Raw genomic sequence first — 18561 nt, 5'->3', positions numbered from 1 at the left:
TTATTTTACAACTTCTGTCCACTTGTAGTTAAATTCACCGCCGAAGTCTGTTGTTACAAGTCCTTTAATAAATCCGCGTTGTAGGTAAGAACGGCCTTGTTGGTATAAAGGAGCAACAGCACCATCTTGTAATAAGATTTTTTCAGCTTGCTTCATTGCTTCCCAGCGACCTTTTTCATCACCAGCTAAATCAGTTTTTACTTTACGAATAAGCTCGTCGTACTCTTTGTTAGAGTATTTATCGAAGTTATAAGCACTATCTGTTGTGAATAGATCTAAGAATGTAATAGGATCTGCGAAGTCAGGGCCCCAGCCATCAATTCCGATTTCGTAATCACCACTTAATAGTAGTTTTAACTGTTGTTTACGTGGTTGAGGTTTTAAAGTCACTGTTAATCCATCTAGATTCTTTTCTAGTTCACCTTTTAAATATTCGCCAGTCTTTTTAGCTAAAGCATTATCGCTTGTTAATAGTTCAATTGTTACTTTGTCAGTACCAAGTTCTTGTTTCGCTTTTTTCCAGTTTTCTTTCGCTGTTTTCACATCATCTTTGACTAAATTTCCATTTTCTTTACGGAAGTCATTACCGTCTGGACTTTTTGCGAATTTCGCAGGAACCATTCCTTCTGCTGGGATTGCACCGTTATTTAAAATTGTTTCTACGTACGCTTTTTTATTCATTGCTTCGTTAATAGCGAGGCGTGCATGTTGATTTTTTAATACTGCATTTTTCTGATTTAGTCGTAAGAATTGGATACCGACTTCAGCGCGTTCCTTGAAGTTGGAATCGTTCTTATACTTATCAACAAACTCCGCAGTTAAAGCAACACGATCAATTTGTCCTGAATCATATAAGTTAACTTCTGTAGATTTATCTTTAACGACATTGAAGTTGATTTCTTCTAGTTTTACAGTTTTAGCATCCCAATAGTTAGGGTTCTTCTTCAATTGGAAGCTTTGTTCATGTTTCCAGTTATCTAATGTGAAAGCCCCGTTGTAAATTAAATGATTCGTTTCTAAACCGTATTTATCACCTTGAGATTTTAAATACTCTTCATTGATTGGTAAGAATGTTGCAAATGTCGTTAAGCTTAAGAAGTAGGGAACAGGGCGGTCCAGTTGTACTTCTAAAGTTTTATCGTCAAGAGCTTTAACGCCTAATTGATCGATTGCTGCTTCTTTTTGGTTTATTTGTTTCGCATTTTTTATATCAAAGAATAAGAATGCATATTCAGCAGCTGTTTCAGGGTTAACGGCACGTTGCCAAGCGAAAATAAAATCTTTTGCTGTAACAGGAGTACCGTTTGACCATTTCGAATCACGAAGATGGAATGTATATTTTGTTTTATCGGGACTAATGTCAACTGACTCAGCGACACCAGGGATTGGTTTATTATCTTCTCCCATTGCATACAAACCTTCAAAAACATTTCTCATTACATTCATGGATTCCCCATCTGTCGCTTTTGCAACATCCATTGTTGGAATTTCTGAAGCAAATGATAAGTTAATCGCTTGTTTATCAGGTGCTTTATCGTTCGCTTTTGCTCCGCCTGCATTATCTTTATTTCCCCCGCAAGCAGTTAGTAGTAGACTTGCCCCTAAAACAGATGCAACAACAGGTACAACTTTTTTCTTCATTGTTCTTTCCTCCCTAAATGTGTTGTTCGTAACGTCATAATGTCCATGTCTTGAAGTGTAGCTATAGAAGAAGAGAAAACCTATTATAAATATGTGTATATAGGTAATCGGGTGTTCTATATGTATATACATGTTGAACTATAATCTATCGTTATATGTTTCAACTTAGTAGACATTACATTTTGATGGTGAAATATTTTGTTTATTTTATTATTTAGAATATTAACACTGGAAAGAACTATATGTCAATAATAAAAAGTGGAGTGTTAATTTCTTGGAATAATATATTGAAAAAGCAGATTTCCTCATATTAGGGAATCTGCTTTTAATATATTTTACTAAAAAAACAATGGGTGTGGGTGGGAACACGATGATCCAAGTTGCATTTTATCCCGCATTAACGGGCAGTAAGATCCTCACCTCAAAATTCAGTGAAAGCAAAGAAGTTAGGGGGGATCAACTGCCCGTAAAAGCCCGATTGATGAGGGCTGATTAAAGTTTCACTTTATTTTTCAATTTTTGCCCATTTGAAGTTTAATTGACCAGCAAAGTCTACTTGCACAATGCCTTTTACAAAGGATCGCTCTAAATAAGATTCGCCTTTTTGGTAAAGAGGAGCGATAACAGAGTCTTTAAACAATATTTTTTCTGATGCTAGTAACGCTTCCCAGCGAGCTTTTTCATCACCAGCCAAGGTAGTTTTAACTTTTTCAATTGTGTCATCAAACTCTTTATTAGAGTAATGATCTAAATTGTAAGGGTTATTCGTCGTAAATAGTTCAAGGAATGTAATTGGATCAGCAAAGTCAGGGCTCCAACCGTCAATTCCAATCTCGTAGTCACCTTTTAATAAGAGTGAAACTTGTTGTTTACGTGGTTGCGGTTTTATATTTACCGTTAAGCCATCTAAATTCTTTTCTAGTTGTCCTTTTAGGAACTCACCAGTTTTCTTCTCAAGGTCACCATCACTTGTTAATAATTCTAATGTTATCTTTTCAGAACCAAGTTCTTTTTTTGCTTTCTTCCATAATTCTTGTGCAGATGTTGTATCAACTTTTGTTAAATCGCCGTTTGCAGTACGGAAGTCTTTTCCATCAGGCCCTTTTGCAAAGTTTTTCGGCACGAGACTAAAGGTTGGTGTAGAGCCATCATTTAATAACGTATTTACAAAAGATTTTCGATCAATTGTTTGATCGATTGCTTGGCGTGCAGAAACGTTTTGAAGTACTTTGTTTTGCTGATTCATACGTAAAAACTGTACCCCTACGTTCGGACGTTCTTTAAAGTTAGCATCCTTTTTATATTTATCAACGAAGTCAGATGTTAGTTTTATACGGTCTAATTGTTTGGATTCGAATAAATTTACTTCTGTTGATTTCTCTTTCACAACGTTGAAATTGATTTCTTCGAGTTTGACATTATCTTTATCCCAATAGGTAGGGTTTTTCTTAAATTTAAAGCTTTGTTCATGCTTCCAATCACTTAGTGTAAAAGCTCCGTTGTACAAGATTTTGTTATCTTCTAAAGCGTACTTATCACCTTGTGCTTTAAAGAATTCCTCGTTGATTGGTAGAAATGTTGGGAACGCCGTTAAGCTAATAAAATACGGAACAGGGCGCTCTAATTCTACTTCAAACGTATGGTCATCAACTGCTTTTATACCAAGTTGATCGGATGGGAGTTCTTTGCTATTAATTTTTTTAGCGTTTTTAATATCCAGGAATAAAAAAGCATATTCAGAAGCTGTTGCTGGATCGACAGCTCTTTGCCAAGCAAAGACAAAATCTTTCGCTGTTACAGGTGTGCCGTTCGACCATTTTGAATCTCGTAAATGGAATGTGTATTTCGTTTTATCAGCACTTACTTCATGAGATTTCGCAACGCCAGGAACAGGTTTATTACCTTCACCAAGATTGTATAAACCTTCAAATACGTTTCTCATTACTTGACCAGAATCAGTATCTGTAGCACGAGCCGTATCCATTGTTCGAATCTCAGTAGGTGAAGATAAGTTTAAAACTTGCTTACTAGGTGCCTCATCTTTTGCATTTGCTCCGCTCGCTTCGTTTTTATAACTACCGCAACCAGATAATAAAATACTTACTCCTACAACTGATGCAATACCGGGTACAAACTTCTTTTTCATTTGATTTTCCTCCTAAATAGTTAATAAGATTGGATGATGATGAGGGAAATGAAAAACAAAAAATCCCTCTTTTCGTATTGAGAAAGAGGGATTTTTACGTACAAGTTATGCACCCGTATATAAACGAAGTCCCTCATTCTATCTTTCAAGCACAAAGCTTGCAGGAAGTGGCACAGTATTCAAAATGAACCTGCTGCCGAGGTTTCAAAGGGCCAGTCCCTCCACCTCTCTTGATACAATGAGTAAACAAATAAATTTTATTAATTTTTGTGTTTCTTTGATAATTCAAAATCTTACACCTTAGATAATGAAGTGTCAATCAAATGGAATGTAGTTTAAATTTTCAGTTTTATTAAAAATAAAAAAACCACTGCATATGGCAGTGGTTTCCCTACTAGAAGTTAAAGTTATCTGGATCTGGACCAACGCGATGATTTTCATTTAAAGCTTGAATTGCTTTCATATCATCCGAGCTTAATTCAAAGTCAAAGATGTTTGCATTTTCAATAATGCGGTGCTCTTTAATAGACTTAGGGATTGTTACAACTTCATTTTGTAGATCCCAACGTAAAATAACTTGTGCAGTCGATTTATTATATTTCGTAGCGATTTCTTGTAATGTTGGGTGATTAAGTAGCTGCCCCTGCATTAATGGTGACCAAGCTTCAAGCTGGATGTTATGTTCTTTACAGAAGGCATGTAATTCTTCTTGTGCTAAACGTGGGTGGTATTCCACTTGGTTAACCATTGGTTTAATTTCTGCAATTTCAAATACGTCTTGCAAATGGTGAATATGGAAATTACTCACACCGATAGCACGAACACGACCATCTTTATAAAGCTGCTCTAAAGCTTTCCATGATTCAGTGTATTTTCCTTTTACAGGCCAATGTACTAAATATAGATCTAAATATTCTAGACCTAATTTTTCTAATGTAGTTTCAAATGCTTGTAGTGTTGACTCGTAACCTTGATCACTATTCCACACTTTTGAAGTGATGAATAACTCTTCACGAGGAATACCAGATTCTTGAATTGCCTGTCCAACGCCTTCTTCGTTTTTATATATCGCAGCAGTATCGATACTACGGTATCCATTTTTTATAGCTGCTTTTACAGAATCAATTACTTCTGTACCATCTTCAACTTTAAAAACACCCAAGCCGAACCAAGGCATTTTCACGCCGTTATGTAATGTTGTACAGTCGTTTAAACTTGTTAAAGTCATATTAATTCCCCCTAGCTTTTTTATTGGTCGCTTCAACTGCTTGTTGAATGACTTCTGAAAAATTATTTTCATATAGAACTTTTAAGCCTTCAGCCGTTGAACCTCCTGGTGTTGTTACTTGTTCGCGGAGCATAGCTGGATCCTGATTTTGCTGGAGCATAGCGGCAGAGCCAGCAATCATTTGAATGACAAGGTGTTTTGCTGTTTCCTCATCAATACCATAGCTTTTCGTTGCTTCAATTAAACCTTCAGCAAAGTGATAGAGAAAAGCGGGTGCACTACCAGTAACTGCGGTAAGTTGGTGAACTTCCTCTTCGGTACAAAACTGTGAGGTACCGATACCTTTTAAAAGAAGTTGTAACGTTTTTTGATGTGTTTCATCTACAGAATGTCCCGTCGTATATAAGGAGATAGACTTTCCAATCCCAGCAGCTGTATTTGGCATAATCCAAGCAACAGGTGTCCCTTGGGGAAGTCTTTCTTCTAGATAAGATGGTCCGATTCCGGCAGCAACTGTCACGACAAATTGATTAGTTAGAAGAGGGGATAGATCCGCTAATAGCTGTTCATGTGCGACAGGCGGCATTGCTAAAACGATTGTATCTACAGATTTAATATGCTGTTTCCAATCTGTTGTAATCGATAGATCATATTGAGTTTGTAATTGCGTTAGTTTTTCTATGTTACTTCGGTTGGAAACAATAATTTCTTCGATGTATTCTTTACTTGTTGTAAGTAGTCCAGCAAATATAGCTTCTGCCATACGACCGGCACCAATAAATAAAATTCGATGTTTATTAGGCATATCCTTTATTCCTTTCTGATGAGAATATGTTATAAAAAACGATACCATTTTTAAGAGAATTTTGTAAAAAGAAACGGCTTATCGTAAGTGGAATAGATGAGTGGCGAGTTTTACAGGAGAAAATTTATAGTAAGTATAAGAGTTATTTCTTATACTGTTGATAGGGAGTTTATTACATATCTGGGGAGAGATAAATATGGTTAGAAGTCCACTTTTTTTACTCATTTCTAGTATTATTTGCATATTAGTTGGATTCTATATCCGATCAAGTTATATTGAAATTTTCGCATCGGTTATGGGGATTATTAATGTTTGGTTACTTGCAAGGGAAAAGGTATCAAACTTTTTATTTGGGATGATTACAGTTGCGGTATTTCTGTATATTTTCACTACACAAGGCTTATACGCAATGGCAGTATTAGCAGCCTTCCAATTTATATTTAATGTGTACGGTTGGTATTACTGGATTGCGCGTAGTGGGGAGGAGAAGGTAAAACCGACAGTTCGCTTAGATTTGAAAGGATGGATTATTTATATACTTTTTATTTTAGTTGCTTGGATTGGTTGGGGATATTATCAAGTCCGTTATTTAGAATCGACAAGTCCATATTTAGATGCTTTAAACGCTGTATTAGGATTAGTAGCTCAATTTATGCTGAGCCGAAAAATCTTAGAAAATTGGCATTTATGGATTTTGTATAACATATTTAGCATTGTGATTTATATTTCAACGGGCTTATACGTCATGTTAGTATTAGCTATTATTAATCTATTTTTATGTATCGATGGCTTGCTAGAATGGAAGAAAAACCATAAAGAGCGAGAATGTGTAAATAATTATATTTAGAAAATAATTGTAATCAAAAACCCCCCTGAAGCATATACGTTTCAGGGGGGTTAAATATAGTGTGAATTTATGCTTTTGTCATACCAAGCAATACAGCGCCGCCGATAATTAAAACACTACCTAGAGCAATAAAGATTAATTGACGTTTTGTTTTCTTTTCACCTAAGAAGACAATCGCACCGAATGTTGAGATAACGATTCCAGTTTGAGATAATGGGAAGCTTGTCGCTACTCCGACACGTGGTAATGAAAGAAGTAAGAATAAGTTTCCTGTTCCCCAAAGTAAACCAGATACAGCATTACGAATTGCATATTTGTTAAATGGTTTATGTTTAGACGTCAGTACAACCGCACCAACGAACATACCAACTGCCTGTGGTAAAATAGCAGACCAACCATCGATATTATACCAACGAATAATAATTACATATACAAGATAGCCGAAAGTAGAAACAATTAAAGTAAGAAGTCCCTTTTTCAATTGTCCTGGTGGCTGTGCATTTTCTTTATCATCTAGTGATGTGAATACTACACCAACTACGATTAATAGGATTGCAATCGTTCCCAGAACAATCGTTGTAGTAGTAGTCCACTCACGAAAAGCGATAACTCCAAAGATAGAAGTTGCAACAAGTTGCATACCAGTAGAAATAGTTACAGTAGTTGAAACACCTAGTTTTTCAACTGTTTTTAATTGGTTTACTTGTCCTAAAGCCCAGAATAAACCTGAAATAAAGCCAACAATCAAGACTGTCATTGTTAAAGTTGGTTGAGTAAATACATACATAGTTGTTGCGAAGAATAGAGCACCGATTGTCATACCTACCGTTTGGCTATATGCACCACCGCCCATTTTTACGCTTACTAATAAGATGTTTCCCCATGCGATTGCAGGAAGAAGCGCTAATAAAATGTCCATTACAAGACTCCCTTCGGTTTTCTATACCAATATAATTACATAGCGTTCTAACGATCGGTAATGCCCCACTAATAGAGTAGAAGATTACCGATCGCTAAAACAGGATGAAGAATTTACGATATAAATGCGTTTTCATTTCTTCATTTTTTGAAACACTTTCATATAATAACAGGAAATTACCTATTTTAGAAAGTGAATTCAAATAAAATGTATATTTAAATAAGGGAAAAAATTCAGTTATTATTTAGGTCATTTTATTTTTCGGGAAATAAAAAAAGCAGCTTTTGTCGAAAACTGCTTTAGGAAGTGGTAATTCGCTTGTTAATGATTTGAATACATAATAAAAATAGTAATGACATGCTAATTGTTATGATGACAAGAGTCCAAGCGAGTTGCATATTACTTGCATCAATAGCCATATAAATTGCAGTTGGAATCGTTTGTGTTTTGCCAGGTATATTTCCTGCAAACATTAAAGTAGCACCAAATTCCCCGAGTGCGCGAACGAAGCTTAAAATCATACCGCTAAGTAGCGCGGGGAATGCAAGTGGGAGTGTAACGTGTAGAAAAACTTGATATTCACTCGCACCAAGGTCGCGCGCACCATCTTCAATTTGCACATTCGCGATGGAAAATCCTGTTTTTGCTGATTGATACATGAGCGGAAATGCAACGACTGTAGAAGCAATGATAGCAGCAGTAGATGTAAACATAATGGACTGCTGAAATAATGATTCAATCCACTTTCCAATGGGACTGTTATTTCCAAAAATGATAATTAGAAAAAAGCCGATAACAGTTGGTGGAAGCACCATTGGTAATAAGAAAATAGTTTCTAGTAGTACTTTATATCGCCACGAGGAGCGCGCTAATGCTCGTCCAATAATCGTTCCTAAGATCGTAACGATAATGGTGGCGCATGCAGCTACTCGCAAGGATAGAAAGACAGGTGACAAAATTGTATCAAAGCTCATAGAAATTATGGCAGGATTGTAAATCCATATTTCTTAAAGATAGATTGTGCATCTTTTGATTGCAAATACTCATAGAATGAAGTCGCCTCTTTCTTATGCTTAGATTCCTTTATAACACCTAAAGGATAGTGGATTGGCTCATGAGAATTAGCCGCTACCGCCTCTACAATTTTCACCTTGTCTGAAACGAGAGCGTCTGTTTTATATACAATACCAGCATCAACATTACCTGTTTCTACATATGTTAACACTTGGCGAACATCTTTTGTAAATACGATTTTATTTTGAACGTCATTCCAAAGATTTTCATGTGTGAGAGAAGCTTTTGCATATTTTCCTGCAGGTACAGATTCGGGTGTACCAAGTGCGATTTTCTTGATTTTCGCATCCTTTAAATCTTGAAATTTTGTAAGAGAACTATCTTTTGGAACGACTAGAACTAGTTCATTTCCAAGAAGGTTTTTCCCTTCTTTTTCATTAATGAATTCTTTTTTAACAAGGGTTTGGAATTTATCTTCTGCTGCAGAGAAGAATAAATCAGCAGGTGCACCTTGTTCGATTTGTTGTTGAAGTGCACCAGAAGCACCGAAGTTAAAAGAAAGTTGAATAGTTGGTTCTTTCTCTTTATATTGTTTTTCAATTTCTTTTAGTGAATCTTGTAAACTTGCAGCCGCTGATATAGTCAGCTCCACTGATTTTCCCTCTTTAGCAGCTGACTTTTCTTCGCTTGAACAAGCTGCACTGAATATAAGAAGAAAAGAAAGTATAAGTACCCCAATGGATCGTAATGTAAATTTGTTCATAAAAAATCCCCCTTCGTTTACTAAACTAATTATAACTAATTATAACTAATTATAACTAATTATAACTAAATATAACTAGTTATAATTGAATATAATTTGAACGATATAGTTGTTTTTAAAAACTAGGAGAAATATTCTTTTCTTTGTTACAATGAAGGAAGAAAGTGAGGAATCGTCTATGGATCATCATTCCTACACAACGGAAGAAGTAGCAAAGCGATTAAAAGTATCAAAACTAACTGTATACGACTTAATTAAAAAAGGAGAACTGCCTTCTTATAGAGTTGGTAGACAGATGCGCATTGATGCAGCTGATTTAGAACAATATATAAAGCAAATGAAAACAGGGAAGGTACAATTTACTCCTGTAAAGAAGGACGAAATTAGTAGTTCGAATACACGCATCATTAGTGGTCAAGAACTAACGTTAGATATGTTGGCAAAGCATATAGAAAATCGATTGCCAAATTTTAATATATTGAGAGCGTATCAAGGTAGTTTAACGAGTTTAGTGAAGATGTACCAAGGAGAAGGAAGTGTCGTTAGTTTACACTTATTTGATGGTGAAACGGGTACATATAATGTTCCTTACGTAAAACGTATTTTAGTTGGACAACCATATATTATGATGAATTTATTAGCAAGAAATGTTGGGTTTTATGTGCAAAAAGGGAATCCACAAAATATAAAAACATGGGCTGATTTAGCTCAGTCATCTATACGATTTGTAAATCGAGAAAAAGGTTCTGGTATTAGGGTGTTAGTGGATGAGCAATTGCGAATTCAAAAATTAAGTAAAGAAGATATTAACGGGTATGAATGGGAAGAATCGAATCACCTTGGCGTTGCCTCGCAAGTCGCGAATGGAAAAGCTGATATTGGGGTAGGATCAGAAAAGTTTTCCCAAATTGTGAACGTAGACTTTATTCCAATAATGAAAGAGCAGTATGATTTAGTACTTCTGAAGAATAAAGAAAATGAGGAACTTATTGAGGTTATAAAAGAGGTTTTGCAATCTGAAGAGTTTCACAATGAATTAAAAGCAATTGGTGGATATGATATAAGCAAAACAGGCCAAATTATATATGAAACAAACTAAAAGGCTGCTTGTCTATAAGACGAGCAGCCTTTTCTATATATAAAGGGGTTGGGGGAAACAAAGTGTTAAATAAGACTTTGAGCAAGTGCATAAATGAATGCAGTAAGAAGAGTAGCTCCACTTGCAAGTCCGATAAAGTGAAACTTTAATCAGTGAGGGCGGGGTATCCCTCGTTGATTATTAGCCCTCACCAATCGGGCTTTTACGGGCAGTTGATCCCAAACCTAACTTCTTTGATTTCGCTGAATTTTGAAGTGGGAGTCTTACTGCCCGTTAATGCGGGATAAAGTCTGATTTGTTGAAAGTAATGTTGTTCATTATAATCTCTCCTTATTTGTTTAATGTAGTTGCAACTGCTTTTGCATCGACAAGTGCGGATAGCACCATGCCCATTGTATTGAAAAATTTGTTTGATTTCATTTTGTTCATCATGCGTATCCGCTCCTTTTCGAATTGTTGTTGCCCTGCTTTCTGTCTTAATTATATGAAATATGGCTGCCTGCAACTATCGAATTAGCTTACGGGAGGATTACACTTTTGTAAGAAAAAAAGACATTCATGTAAGAATGTCTTTTAAAGCATATTGATATGATGATGTGCTTCAATTGTTTTTAAAAAGCTTCGCATCGAATTGGTCATGTAACTATCTTTACGGCGTATGAAAACAGTTGAAATACTACCATATTTCTCCGGAATTGGATGACAGTGTACTTTACCTGCTGTAGAAAGGTGCTGCACCGCAGACTGGGGGACGAGTGTAATCCCAAGACCGAGCGCTACGCTATTTAATATAGTTTCTAATATGTTAAACTCCATAATTCTTTTTGGTAACAAACCTTCATCTTTAACCCATCGTTCAAGCTTGGAACGGTATCCACATCCTTGATTAAAAACGAGTAGGGGCGTCGTAGTAAATTCCTCTATATGAAAAGCTTTATTTTGTGTAACAAGCATTAATTTCTCAGTACTAACATCGTATTGTTCAATTAGTGGATGTTTAATAGGACCTGATATAAAGGCGCCATCTAATTGATGATCGAGTACTTCTCTAATAAGCTCTTCCGTTATACCAGCTTGTAATGATAAATCGACATTTGGATAGCTTTTGTAGTAAGAAGACAAAATGGTAGGCAATGTACTGACTGTTTCGACTGTACCAATTTTTAATATGCCAGATGGTGTTTCACTATCTAAAAACACTTGTTTTAGCTCTTCAACATCTTGCAAAATTTTATGAACGTAAACGAGCATTTTTCTTCCTTCAGCTGTTAAAGTCATGCCTCGCTTATGACGGTAAAAGAGAGGTGTTTTCAGCTCGTTTTCTAATTGTTTAATACGTGCGGTTACATTTGATTGTACATAATTTAATTCCTTTGCTGCGCCGCTTACACTACCGCGGTCGGCAACGCTCTGGAAGATTTGTAAGTCTCGTAATTCCATTTTATGCTCCTCCTTGATGTTAACTATCATTATAAATGATAGTTAACATCATTTTGAATCATTTTACGTGATATATTTTTTCTTTTACAATTCTCTTTGTGCAAATAGAAAGAAGCGGGGGATTGTGGTGAGAAAAGGTCAAATGATAATAGGTGCTTTGGCATGTTTAATTGCAAGTATGTCATGGGGAGCGATGTTTCCGGTTGCTGATCATGCTCTAGAATACATAGATCCATTTTATTTTTCGTTTATTCGTTATGGAGCGGTAGCAATTGTATTGATTGCATTATTGCTAATGAAAGAAGGAAAGAAGGCATTTCGCTTAGAAGGAAGAGGAAAGTTACTCGTCTTTTTTGGAACAATGGCTTTTACCGTATATAATGTATTAATTTTTCTAGGACAAATGTTAATGGGAAAATCAGGTGTGATGGTAGCTTCTATTATGGAGGCGCTTATGCCGATGATTTCAATTTGTATTTTATGGGGATATAAAAATATAAAGCCGAAGAAGTATATGATAACGAGCATGATTATCGCGTTTGTAGGGGCTATATTTGTTATTACGAAAGGTGATATGAGTTTCTTTTTAACATTGAAAGATAACATGTTTTCGCTAGCATTTATATTTGTTGGTGTTGTAGGATGGGTAATTTATACGATGGGTGGTCAAACGTGTAGCGATTGGTCAACATTACGCTATTCTACTTTGACATGTGTATTGGGTACAACTGTCACAGGAATTATAACTATAATCATTACGTCACTTGGATATGTATCTGTTCCAAGTATGGAAACGATTTCTATTGTGAAATATGATTTATTATTTATGATGACATTACCAGGTATTGTAGCGCTACTTGCTTGGAACTACGGTGTGAAAATCTTATCATCAATTAATGGTATTTTATTTATTAACTTTGTGCCAATTACTACTTTAGTTATTATGATGATACAAGGATATAAAATAACGACATTTGATGTATTAGGAACATTATTTGTTATTGCAGCGCTTATTCGTAATAATGTTTGTCAGAGAAAAGAAGAAAATATAAATAAACAAATTTTGCAAGAAAAGCAATTGCGTCAAGCTGTTTAATAGGCAACTGGAGGATTTTATATGTTAGAAAGTTTATTGTTTTTCTTTGCTGCTGGAGTTGCCTGCGAGCTTGCAGCAATTAATCGAAACGGTCGTAAAAATATAAAACAACAAGCTGAACTGATACAGCTTTTAAAAGACTTGAAGGAAAGAAAAAATTAAAAAGACGACCGGGCATTGATATGATCCCCTTATAGTAGACAGGAAAAAGAAAGCACATTAACCTGTTTACTATGGAGGGGATTTTTTTATGGGAAAAATTAGAGTCACTTACGATGTAGAATTTAAGAAAAAAGCTATAGATTTATACTTAAAAGAAGGCATGAGCTATAAAACCATTGCGAAAGAATTGGGTATTCATCACTCGGTTGTAAGTCGTTGGGTGAAATACTTTGAAGCTGAAGGAATCAAAGGACTAGAAGAAAAACGCGGTAAAGCGAAAGGACCAGGTTTAGGTAGACCAAGGGTTAGACCCGAAGATCCTGAAGCTAAGATCCGACGATTAGAAGCGGAAAATGAAATGTTAAAAAAGCTCTTAGGAATGTAAAAGGAGGAATGAAAGTCGTATCCAAAACGAAAAAATTCGAAGTCATCCATGAAATGACAAAAACAGGTTATACAGTGACCATTCTATGCGATATTGCTGGTGTAACCAGAAGTGGGTACTACAAATGGATAAAACGGCATACGACGCCTTCAAAAAAACAATCAGAGGATATCGAAATTAAGAAAAAGATATTGGAGTGTCATAAAAAATTAAGAGGAATTTATGGATATAGAAGAATACAAGTGTGGCTGAAAGCCACATATAACCTTCATTTGAATCATAAACGCATCCAAAGATTGATGAGTGAACTAGGTATCAAAGCCGTAATTAGGAAAAAACGACCTTATTACGGAAAAAAAGAAGCTTATGTGATTTCAGAGAACCATCTAAATAGGGAGTTTCAAGCTTCAAAACCGAATGAGAAATGGGTAACCGATATTACCTATTTGATTTTCAATGGACAGCGCTTGTACTTATCCGCTATTAAGGATTTATACAATAATGAGATTGTTGCCTATGAAACCAGTCGTAGAAACGACTTAAAACTTGTGTTAGATACACTTAAAAGGGCAAAGAAAAAACGAAATATGAAGGGAATCCTCTTACATAGTGATCAAGGGTCCCAGTATACATCTCGTCAATATAATCAATTACTTAAAAAATATCAGATGAAGGCAAGTATGTCTCGAAGAGGCAACTGTTGGGATAATGCTTGTATGGAAAACTTCTTCAGTCACTTTAAGGCAGAGTGTTTTCATTTACACTCCTTCCATAAAGCGAATGAGGTCAAACTTGCCGTGCGTAAATATATGCACTTTTATAATCATCAAAGATTTCAAAAGAAATTAAATAACCTGAGTCCATATAAATATAGAACTCAGGTTGCTTAGTTGCGCTTTTTTAATACTGTCTACTTGACAGGGGTCACTGCACATAGACGGTCGTCTTTTCTATTATTATTTATATAAAGGGGAAAGGGGACACAAAGTTATATAAGCGTAGCAGCGTAAATGAAAGCAGTAAGAAGAATCGAGCCGCTAGCTAGTCCTAAAAAATCTAATTTATTAAAAGTCATGTTATTCATTATAAATTCTCCTTACTTGTTTAATGTAGAAGCAACAGCTTTTGCATCGATAAGAGCGGAAAATACTATGCACATTGTATTTAAGAAATTGTTCGTTTTCATTTTGTTCATCATATAGATCCGCTCCTTTTCAAATGGTTGTTGTTACTTTCTGACTTAATTGTATAAGATAGTGGAGGGAGCCACTATCGAATTAGCTTACAAGAAAATTACACTTTTGTAAGAATTGAAATTTAACAATAAATACTTATTTTTATTACCAACTCCTAAAACTTAGTGTTATAATCGTTGTAAGAAAATGATTATACTTCGGATATTCAGAAAGGAACGAAACAAATGTATAAACCAATTACATTTTCGTTGAAATATATATTTAAAATGGCTGGGAAGGTAGAAGTACAAGGGAGAGAGAAATTACCGGAAGATGGCCCTTACGTTGTTGCGTGTACACATACAAGTTTTATGGATGTTTTAATGTTAGCGGCAGGAATGTACCCAACCCAAATTCATTACATGGCAAAAAAAGAATTGTTTGAAGGGAAATTTAAAAATTGGTTTTTTAAAAATGTAAATGCATTCCCTGTAGACCGTGCGAATCCAGGGCCAAGCACATTAAAAATTCCATCACGTTTATTAAAAGAAGGAAAAGTAGTAGGGATTTTCCCGAGTGGGACGAGGTCATCAGAAGACGTTTCACTAAAAGCTGGGGCTGTTACGATTGCAATGCGTTCTAACGTTCCGTTAATACCGGCAGCTTATGTTGGTCCATCAAGTATAAAAGAATTGATAAAAGGAAAAAAAGCGCGATTAGTTTTTGGAGACCCAATTCAAATCGATGCTGAAGAACAAATAGATCGAAAAACGGCTATGAAAATGATGACAGATGAATTAAATGCAAAGTTTGAAGAACTAAAGGAAGTTTTGCAGCCAAATCAAAAATAAGAAAAGACGATCGTGCATAGACGGTCGTCTTTTCTATTATTAGTTGAACCAATCGGGATTTTACAGGCAGTTGATCTCTCGCCTAACTTCCTCGCATTCGCCGAATTCTGAGGTGGGAGTCTTACTGCCCGTTAAAGCGGGATAAAGGGGAAAGGGGACACGAAGTTATAGTGTAGCAGCGTAAATGAAAGCAGTAAGAAGAACCGTGCCGCTAGCTAGTCCTAAAAAATCTAATTTATTAAAAGTGATGTTGTTCATAATGCATTCTCCTTACTTGTTTAATGTAGAAGCAACAGCTTTTGCATCGATAAGAGCGGAAAATATCAAGCTCATTGTATTTAAGAAATTGTTCGTTTTCATTTTGTTCATCATATAGATCCGCTCCTTTTCAAATGGTTGTTGCCCTGTTTCTGACTTAATTATATGAAATGTTGCGGAGAGTCACTATCGAATTAGCTTACAGGAAAATTACACTTTTGTAAGAAAAACGAATGAAAGTGTCATGATGAGAAGATTTGACATATGTTCATGTGATTCATTAAGTTAAAAGTAGAGGTGAGTGTATGGCTAATATTAAAGATATTGCAAAGATGGCTGGGGTTTCAGTTACGACTGTTTCGAGGGTATTAAATGATCATCCATATGTAAGTGAAGAAAAAAGGAAAGTTGTTTTAGAAATAGTTGAGAAATTGAATTACTCGCAAAATGCAAATGCTGTTCATTTATCAAAAGGGAAGACGAATATTGTTGGCGTGATTTTACCTTATATTAATCATCCGTCTTTTGATGCGATGGTGGGTGGAATGATGGAAGTTGCGTTAGCTCATAATTACAGGGTGCTTCTTTGTCAAACGAACTACAATAAAAAAGAAGAAATGAAAAGTTTACATATGTTGAAAACAAAGCAACTAGACGGTCTTATCATTTGTTCTCGTGCTAATGAGTGGGAAACTATAGAGCCTTATGCAGCGTATGGGGCGGTTATTGCTTGTGAGGATAATGATATTGAAAGCATATCGAGTGTATATACAGATCATTTTAATGCCTTTCAATTAGGGATGAGTTACCTTATTGAAAAAGGTTATAAGAAGATTGGATATTGTACGGGAAGAAAGTTAGGGCCAAGTAGTAAGAAACGTTTTGATGCTTATAAACAACAGCTACAATTAATAGATGAAGAAGTGATGGAAGATCGGATTTTCACAGAATGCTTTACGTTAGAAGATGGTGTAAGAGTTGCACATCAATTCAAGGAGATGGAGAATCCTCCTGAAGCATTAATAGTGGCAGGAGATGAGGTCGCTATTGGGATCATGACAGAAGTTGAAAAATTAGGTATTAAAGTTCCGGAGGATTTAGCGATTATTGGTTTTGATAACCAACCGATTTCTCAAGTTTTACAACTGACAACCATTGACCAAAATTTAAAGGGAATAGGTAAGACGGCTTTTGAAATGTTTTATAGGCAAGTAAGTGATGAGAGTTCTAAACAAGAAAAGATGGAAATTCCGTATAAACTTGTAGAACGCTCGACGGTTTAGTATTTATCCGTTATGTGTATAATCACATAACGGATTATTTTTTGAAATGTCTTTGACAGGAAACGCGTTTCATACTTTATAAAAGAGTTACACCGGTCTGTAATAATCCATGGATTCTTTTCAAGTGTTAAAACAATGAATAGAATTTGGAGGAATATGCATGAATGAACTTTTATTAAGTATGAAAAAATATGTAGAGGATGACGAAAAGATTTTAGCGTTTGTCGTAGGGATATTTGAAAAGGATGACTTTACTTTATGTTATCAACATGGGATTTTTGTTGCCACTACTAGACGTCTTCTATTTTACGGGAAATTTTCGTGCTATCCTGCGATATTTGAAGAGTATTCGTATTTGCATATAGATGACATAGATTTCCGTCCATATTTCGAATGTACTTGTAATCGTGAAACCATTAGAGCTAAGTATATTCAGAGTGGGAATGTGGAGCGCTTTGTCCGTACAGTTAGAGCGAATATGAATAATTAATCACCCCTTTGTTTAAACATAATATCTTGGTCTTTGTGAGGGGAAATGCGGAATAAAAACAACTTCTAAACCTCTAGGAGATAGTGATACAATGTCAAATGGGGGGAGGTATGAACTATGGTTAATCAACGTATAAAGGAAATAACACTAATTACAATTGGTTCATTATTATTCGCAATTGGTATTAATTACTTTGCAATTCCAAACCGTTTATCAGAGGGTGGAATTATTGGTTTAACGGTTGTTACGTACTATTTATTTGATTGGTCACCAGGAATTGTGAATTTTGGTTTGAATGCAATTTTATTAGCTGTAGGTTATAAATTTTTTGATAAGAAAACGATGGTTTACACAATTATAGGTATTGTGGAAACCTCTTTGTTTTTATATGTTACAGAACATATCGAATATCAAGTAAATAGTGATACGTTACTAGCAGCTTTATTTGCTGGTGTATTTGTAGGTATCGGATTAGGCTGTATGTTCAAAGCTGGAGGTACATCAGGAGGATCGGCAATTTTAGCTCGACTAGCAAATCAATATTTAGGTTGGAGCGTTGGTAAAGGCGTACTTATTATTGATATCGTTGTAATTGCGGGTTCTGTATTTATAATAGGACAAGAAAAGGCAATGTATACACTTGTAGCTGTATTTGTCGGAGCGAAAGTAATTGATTTCATCGTGGAAGGTATGGATACAAAAACAGCTGTTACAATCATTTCAAATCAACCGGATTTAATACGTGAAACTATTACAAAAAACATGACACGCGGTGTCACTGTATTAGAAGGACGCGGCGGATATACTGGTAAAAATAAAGAAGTTTTATATATCGTTATTAATAAACAAGAGCTTGTTAAGTTAAAGCAAGTTATTAGTAGAGTGGATGAAGATGCCTTCGTTGTCATTCACGATGTGCGTGATGTACTTGGCGGTGGCTTTAAAGCAAGCTAAAAGGT

At 35.4% G+C, this 18561-nt stretch carries 21 protein-coding genes, 1 pseudogene and 1 riboswitch; of the genes and pseudogenes, 11 read left to right on the top strand and 11 right to left on the bottom strand.

The genetic code is table 11. From position 1 onward, the window contains the following. Positions 1-1641, bottom strand: coding sequence for a peptide ABC transporter substrate-binding protein (locus JFU18_RS14530; RefSeq protein ID WP_201033570.1), 1641 nt, complete (start codon positions 1639-1641; stop codon positions 1-3). Positions 1642-2011: 370 nt separating this feature from the next. Between JFU18_RS14530 and JFU18_RS30215 the strand changes: the two genes are divergently transcribed. Next, positions 2012-2137, top strand: coding sequence for a hypothetical protein (locus tag JFU18_RS30215; protein WP_274606768.1), 126 nt, complete (start codon positions 2012-2014; stop codon positions 2135-2137). A 9-nt stretch (positions 2138-2146) separates the two neighbouring features. On the opposite strand, the gene JFU18_RS14525 is transcribed toward JFU18_RS30215, so the two are convergent. From JFU18_RS14525 to proC, 3 genes are all read right to left on the bottom strand, one after another. Next, positions 2147-3787 carry a peptide ABC transporter substrate-binding protein gene (locus JFU18_RS14525; protein WP_201032339.1) on the bottom strand — a complete coding sequence of 547 codons (1641 nt, stop codon included), beginning with the start codon at positions 3785-3787 and terminating at the stop codon, positions 2147-2149. A 135-nt stretch (positions 3788-3922) separates the two neighbouring features. Beyond that, positions 3923-4027, bottom strand: a riboswitch (SAM riboswitch). Between the two features lie 154 nt (positions 4028-4181). Then, the gene (locus JFU18_RS14520) at positions 4182-5015 is read right to left on the bottom strand and encodes an aldo/keto reductase (RefSeq protein WP_201033571.1); all 834 of its coding nucleotides are present in this window, start codon (positions 5013-5015) and stop codon (positions 4182-4184) included. 1 nt (position 5016) lies between these two features. Beyond that, positions 5017-5820 carry a pyrroline-5-carboxylate reductase gene (proC, locus tag JFU18_RS14515; RefSeq protein WP_201033572.1) on the bottom strand — a complete coding sequence of 268 codons (804 nt, stop codon included), beginning with the start codon at positions 5818-5820 and terminating at the stop codon, positions 5017-5019. A gap of 196 nt (positions 5821-6016) precedes the next feature. Here proC and pnuC point away from each other — a divergent pair, with 196 nt between their 5' ends. Further along, a complete protein-coding gene (gene pnuC / locus JFU18_RS14510) occupies positions 6017-6667 on the top strand; it encodes a nicotinamide riboside transporter PnuC (RefSeq protein ID WP_201032340.1) in 651 nt (216 codons plus the stop codon). Positions 6668-6734: 67 nt separating this feature from the next. Here pnuC and JFU18_RS14505 read toward each other — a convergent pair whose 3' ends face one another. From JFU18_RS14505 to modA, 3 genes are all read right to left on the bottom strand, one after another. Further along, positions 6735-7586 carry a GRP family sugar transporter gene (locus JFU18_RS14505; protein ID WP_002009926.1) on the bottom strand — a complete coding sequence of 284 codons (852 nt, stop codon included), beginning with the start codon at positions 7584-7586 and terminating at the stop codon, positions 6735-6737. A 299-nt stretch (positions 7587-7885) separates the two neighbouring features. Continuing rightward, the gene (gene modB / locus JFU18_RS14500) at positions 7886-8560 is read right to left on the bottom strand and encodes a molybdate ABC transporter permease subunit (RefSeq protein ID WP_002169310.1); all 675 of its coding nucleotides are present in this window, start codon (positions 8558-8560) and stop codon (positions 7886-7888) included. 5 nt (positions 8561-8565) lie between these two features. Then, a complete protein-coding gene (gene modA, locus JFU18_RS14495; RefSeq protein WP_201033573.1) occupies positions 8566-9363 on the bottom strand; it encodes a molybdate ABC transporter substrate-binding protein in 798 nt (265 codons plus the stop codon). A gap of 151 nt (positions 9364-9514) precedes the next feature. Here modA and JFU18_RS14490 point away from each other — a divergent pair, with 151 nt between their 5' ends. Further along, the gene (locus JFU18_RS14490) at positions 9515-10462 is read left to right on the top strand and encodes a helix-turn-helix transcriptional regulator (RefSeq protein ID WP_201033586.1); all 948 of its coding nucleotides are present in this window, start codon (positions 9515-9517) and stop codon (positions 10460-10462) included. A gap of 65 nt (positions 10463-10527) precedes the next feature. Here JFU18_RS14490 and JFU18_RS14485 read toward each other — a convergent pair. Then, positions 10528-10608, bottom strand: a pseudogene (locus JFU18_RS14485) (DUF3948 family protein); the annotation flags it as partial. 427 nt (positions 10609-11035) lie between these two features. Next, the gene (locus JFU18_RS14480; protein ID WP_201033574.1) at positions 11036-11902 is read right to left on the bottom strand and encodes a LysR family transcriptional regulator; all 867 of its coding nucleotides are present in this window, start codon (positions 11900-11902) and stop codon (positions 11036-11038) included. A gap of 127 nt (positions 11903-12029) precedes the next feature. Here JFU18_RS14480 and JFU18_RS14475 point away from each other — a divergent pair, with 127 nt between their 5' ends. The 4 genes from JFU18_RS14475 (at position 12030) to JFU18_RS14460 (ending at position 14435) form a co-directional block, all read left to right on the top strand. Then, positions 12030-12998, top strand: coding sequence for a DMT family transporter (locus JFU18_RS14475; RefSeq protein WP_201033575.1), 969 nt, complete (start codon positions 12030-12032; stop codon positions 12996-12998). 21 nt (positions 12999-13019) lie between these two features. Continuing rightward, on the top strand, positions 13020-13160 hold the full coding sequence (locus tag JFU18_RS14470) for a YrzO family protein (RefSeq protein ID WP_002063481.1): 141 nt from the start codon (positions 13020-13022) through the stop codon (positions 13158-13160). Positions 13161-13248: 88 nt separating this feature from the next. Continuing rightward, positions 13249-13545, top strand: coding sequence for a transposase (locus tag JFU18_RS14465; protein WP_002170592.1), 297 nt, complete (start codon positions 13249-13251; stop codon positions 13543-13545). Between the two features lie 8 nt (positions 13546-13553). Beyond that, on the top strand, positions 13554-14435 hold the full coding sequence (locus tag JFU18_RS14460) for an IS3 family transposase (protein WP_201050228.1): 882 nt from the start codon (positions 13554-13556) through the stop codon (positions 14433-14435). A 98-nt stretch (positions 14436-14533) separates the two neighbouring features. Here JFU18_RS14460 and JFU18_RS14455 read toward each other — a convergent pair whose 3' ends face one another. Further along, positions 14534-14629: a DUF3948 family protein gene (locus JFU18_RS14455; protein ID WP_002124767.1), complete on the bottom strand. Its 96-nt coding sequence runs from the start codon at positions 14627-14629 to the stop codon at positions 14534-14536. A gap of 336 nt (positions 14630-14965) precedes the next feature. Between JFU18_RS14455 and JFU18_RS14450 the strand changes: the two genes are divergently transcribed. Next, positions 14966-15571, top strand: coding sequence for a lysophospholipid acyltransferase family protein (locus tag JFU18_RS14450; RefSeq protein WP_002091412.1), 606 nt, complete (start codon positions 14966-14968; stop codon positions 15569-15571). Between the two features lie 165 nt (positions 15572-15736). On the opposite strand, the gene JFU18_RS14445 is transcribed toward JFU18_RS14450, so the two are convergent. After that, positions 15737-15829 carry a DUF3948 family protein gene (locus tag JFU18_RS14445; RefSeq protein WP_012260201.1) on the bottom strand — a complete coding sequence of 31 codons (93 nt, stop codon included), beginning with the start codon at positions 15827-15829 and terminating at the stop codon, positions 15737-15739. A 305-nt stretch (positions 15830-16134) separates the two neighbouring features. On the opposite strand from JFU18_RS14445, the gene JFU18_RS14440 reads away from it, so the two are divergent. From JFU18_RS14440 to JFU18_RS14430, 3 genes are all read left to right on the top strand, one after another. Then, entirely contained in the window at positions 16135-17112 is a 978-nt protein-coding gene (locus JFU18_RS14440) for a LacI family DNA-binding transcriptional regulator (RefSeq protein WP_085308652.1), read from the top strand. A 160-nt stretch (positions 17113-17272) separates the two neighbouring features. After that, on the top strand, positions 17273-17602 hold the full coding sequence (locus JFU18_RS14435; protein ID WP_002091410.1) for a PH domain-containing protein: 330 nt from the start codon (positions 17273-17275) through the stop codon (positions 17600-17602). Between the two features lie 117 nt (positions 17603-17719). Beyond that, the gene (locus tag JFU18_RS14430) at positions 17720-18556 is read left to right on the top strand and encodes a YitT family protein (RefSeq protein WP_002009911.1); all 837 of its coding nucleotides are present in this window, start codon (positions 17720-17722) and stop codon (positions 18554-18556) included. Positions 18557-18561 lie beyond the last annotated feature (5 nt).

It is taken from the genome of Bacillus sp. TH22, from assembly GCF_016651015.1.
Taxonomy (GTDB): domain Bacteria; phylum Bacillota; class Bacilli; order Bacillales; family Bacillaceae_G; genus Bacillus_A; species Bacillus_A mycoides.
The sequence above is the reverse complement of the archived record's forward strand: the minus strand, read 5'-3'. Positions and strand labels throughout refer to the sequence as shown.

What these genes read in the sequence shown, in the direction of transcription:
- JFU18_RS14530 (WP_201033570.1), bottom strand. Translation starts at nt 1,641, where the DNA reads ATGAAGAAAAAAGTTGTACCTGTTGTTGCATCTGTTTTAGGGGCAAGT.
- JFU18_RS30215 (WP_274606768.1), top strand. Translation starts at nt 2,012, where the DNA reads ATGATCCAAGTTGCATTTTATCCCGCATTAACGGGCAGTAAGATCCTC.
- JFU18_RS14525 (WP_201032339.1), bottom strand. Translation starts at nt 3,787, where the DNA reads ATGAAAAAGAAGTTTGTACCCGGTATTGCATCAGTTGTAGGAGTAAGT.
- JFU18_RS14520 (WP_201033571.1), bottom strand. Translation starts at nt 5,015, where the DNA reads ATGACTTTAACAAGTTTAAACGACTGTACAACATTACATAACGGCGTG.
- proC (WP_201033572.1), bottom strand. Translation starts at nt 5,820, where the DNA reads ATGCCTAATAAACATCGAATTTTATTTATTGGTGCCGGTCGTATGGCA.
- pnuC (WP_201032340.1), top strand. Translation starts at nt 6,017, where the DNA reads ATGGTTAGAAGTCCACTTTTTTTACTCATTTCTAGTATTATTTGCATA.
- JFU18_RS14505 (WP_002009926.1), bottom strand. Translation starts at nt 7,586, where the DNA reads ATGGACATTTTATTAGCGCTTCTTCCTGCAATCGCATGGGGAAACATC.
- modB (WP_002169310.1), bottom strand. Translation starts at nt 8,560, where the DNA reads ATGAGCTTTGATACAATTTTGTCACCTGTCTTTCTATCCTTGCGAGTA.
- modA (WP_201033573.1), bottom strand. Translation starts at nt 9,363, where the DNA reads ATGAACAAATTTACATTACGATCCATTGGGGTACTTATACTTTCTTTT.
- JFU18_RS14490 (WP_201033586.1), top strand. Translation starts at nt 9,515, where the DNA reads ATGAAGGAAGAAAGTGAGGAATCGTCTATGGATCATCATTCCTACACA.
- JFU18_RS14480 (WP_201033574.1), bottom strand. Translation starts at nt 11,902, where the DNA reads ATGGAATTACGAGACTTACAAATCTTCCAGAGCGTTGCCGACCGCGGT.
- JFU18_RS14470 (WP_002063481.1), top strand. Translation starts at nt 13,020, where the DNA reads ATGTTAGAAAGTTTATTGTTTTTCTTTGCTGCTGGAGTTGCCTGCGAG.
- JFU18_RS14465 (WP_002170592.1), top strand. Translation starts at nt 13,249, where the DNA reads ATGGGAAAAATTAGAGTCACTTACGATGTAGAATTTAAGAAAAAAGCT.
- JFU18_RS14460 (WP_201050228.1), top strand. Translation starts at nt 13,554, where the DNA reads ATGAAAGTCGTATCCAAAACGAAAAAATTCGAAGTCATCCATGAAATG.
- JFU18_RS14455 (WP_002124767.1), bottom strand. Translation starts at nt 14,629, where the DNA reads ATGAATAACATGACTTTTAATAAATTAGATTTTTTAGGACTAGCTAGC.
- JFU18_RS14450 (WP_002091412.1), top strand. Translation starts at nt 14,966, where the DNA reads ATGTATAAACCAATTACATTTTCGTTGAAATATATATTTAAAATGGCT.
- JFU18_RS14445 (WP_012260201.1), bottom strand. Translation starts at nt 15,829, where the DNA reads ATGAACAACATCACTTTTAATAAATTAGATTTTTTAGGACTAGCTAGC.
- JFU18_RS14440 (WP_085308652.1), top strand. Translation starts at nt 16,135, where the DNA reads ATGGCTAATATTAAAGATATTGCAAAGATGGCTGGGGTTTCAGTTACG.
- JFU18_RS14435 (WP_002091410.1), top strand. Translation starts at nt 17,273, where the DNA reads ATGAATGAACTTTTATTAAGTATGAAAAAATATGTAGAGGATGACGAA.
- JFU18_RS14430 (WP_002009911.1), top strand. Translation starts at nt 17,720, where the DNA reads ATGGTTAATCAACGTATAAAGGAAATAACACTAATTACAATTGGTTCA.